Here is a 1,751-nt window from a genome sequence, read left to right on the forward strand (position 1 = left end):
CCGATAGCTCCGCTATCGAGACGCTCCGGCGCCTTGCGATGCACCGCACCAGACGCCGCGGCCTTTCCGACCCTGACCCATCGGACAGGCCCTAGGGCCCGTCCGACCCTGACCCATCGGACAGGCCTTAAAGAACCACCCCGCCCCCTGACCCCACCAGAAGGGACGATCCCCGGTATGCCCCCGATAGGCGAAGCCTCGCACCCGCACCCGCAGCCGACCACCGCCGGCGAACTCACCGTCGAACCCGCCACGTCGGGCGACTGGCACCAGGTGGTGCGGTGGGCCGCCGACGAACAGTGGAACCCCGGCCGCGACGACACCGCCTGCTTCCACCCCACCGACCCCGCCGGCTTCTTCCTGGGCCGGCGCGCCGGACGGGCCGTCTCCGCGGTCTCCGTCGTCAACTACTCCGACCGCTACGCCTTCCTGGGCTACTACCTGGTCCACCCCGACCACCGCGGGCAGGGTCTGGGGCTCGCCACGTGGCGCGCCGCCGTCCCGCATGCCGGCACCCGGACCGTGGGCCTGGACGCGGTGCCCGCCCAGCAACCGACGTACCGGCGTGCCGGGTTCACCCCCGCCTACGACACCATCCGCTACGGGGGACGCCCCACCCGCCCCGGCACGGTGCCGCCCCCGCACGTCGTCCCCGTCACCGGATGCCACCTCGACGCCGTCGCCGCCTACGACCGGCGCTGCTTCCCCGCCGACCGGCGGGCCTTCGTCGCCCGCTGGCTGACGGCCCCCGGCCACATCGCCCGCGCATACGTCCGCGACGGCGCGATCGCCGGCTACGGAGTCGTCCGCCCGGCCCACACCGGTTACCGCGTCGGCCCGCTCTTCGCCGACACCCCCGAGGCCGCCGAGGCGCTCTTCGACGCCCTCACCGCCTGTGTCGAGCCGTCCGCCGAGGTCTTCCTCGACGCCCCCGAACCCCGGCGCGCCGCCCACACCTTGGCCACCAGCCGCGGTCTGACCCCTCGCTCCCACACCGTCCGCATGTACACCGGACCGGTCCCGCCCCCCGACCGGCAACGCACCTTCGGGGTGACGAGCCTGGAACTGGGCTGATCCGCCGCAGGGGCCCCAGGCGCCCGGAACGGGGGCGCCATCGGGCCGCGTCAGGCGCCGACGGTGCCGTCGATGCCCTCGCGGAGGAGGTCGGCGTGGCCGTTGTGACGGGCCGTCCGCCGGGGCCGGAACGCTCCGGCGCGGCCCGGGAGACGGCCGAGGGGATCTTCCCGACCGGTGCGGGCCCTCGGAAGCGGTTTTGCCGGGCGGGCGGCCCGCCGCAGCGCGCGGCATCGACGTGCCGACCGTCGGCACGTCGATGTCCCTCTCTGTATGGCTCCGCACCCCGCAGGCGGTACGGGTGCCGGCCTCAGGGATTCACGGCAGATACCGCTCGATGGCGCCGGGCCCCTCCTCGGCGATGAGGCGCTTGGCCCATTCCAGGCTCTGGGGGGTGGGCTCGCGTCCGGAGGCCTTCACCAGATCCTCCGGGTCGTAGGGCCGCTCGCTACCGGTGTACAGCTGGGTCGGCCGGTGCTGGGCCGACTGCTCTCTGCCATTGGTCGTCACAGGTCCTCCTTCGTCCGCGCCCGCCGGGTCGCCGGGACCTCGCTTGGTTCCATCATGGGACCGGCTTCGAACACCCGCACCCCCTAGGGCCTGGGGGGGGGGGGGGGGGGGGGGGGGGGGAGGGGGGGGAGGGCAGCCCACAGGGCACATGGCCTCCTTTGGGGGTA

The 1,751-nt window shown here is 74.5% G+C and carries 2 protein-coding genes; one reads left to right on the forward strand and one right to left on the reverse strand.

The window, feature by feature from the left end; translation table 11 throughout:
* The first annotated feature begins 177 nt into the window (after positions 1-177).
* The gene (locus ACZ5XZ_RS00005; RefSeq protein ID WP_468972657.1) at positions 178-1,074 is read left to right on the forward strand and encodes a GNAT family N-acetyltransferase; all 897 of its coding nucleotides are present in this window, start codon (positions 178-180) and stop codon (positions 1,072-1,074) included.
* 318 nt (positions 1,075-1,392) lie between these two features.
* On the opposite strand, the gene ACZ5XZ_RS00010 is transcribed toward ACZ5XZ_RS00005, so the two are convergent.
* Positions 1,393-1,584 (reverse strand): hypothetical protein, encoded by a 192-nt coding sequence (locus ACZ5XZ_RS00010; RefSeq protein WP_468972660.1) that lies wholly within the window; start codon positions 1,582-1,584, stop codon positions 1,393-1,395.
* Positions 1,585-1,751: the final 167 nt, after the last annotated feature.

It is taken from the genome of Streptomyces sp. NPDC033270 (assembly GCF_055576575.1).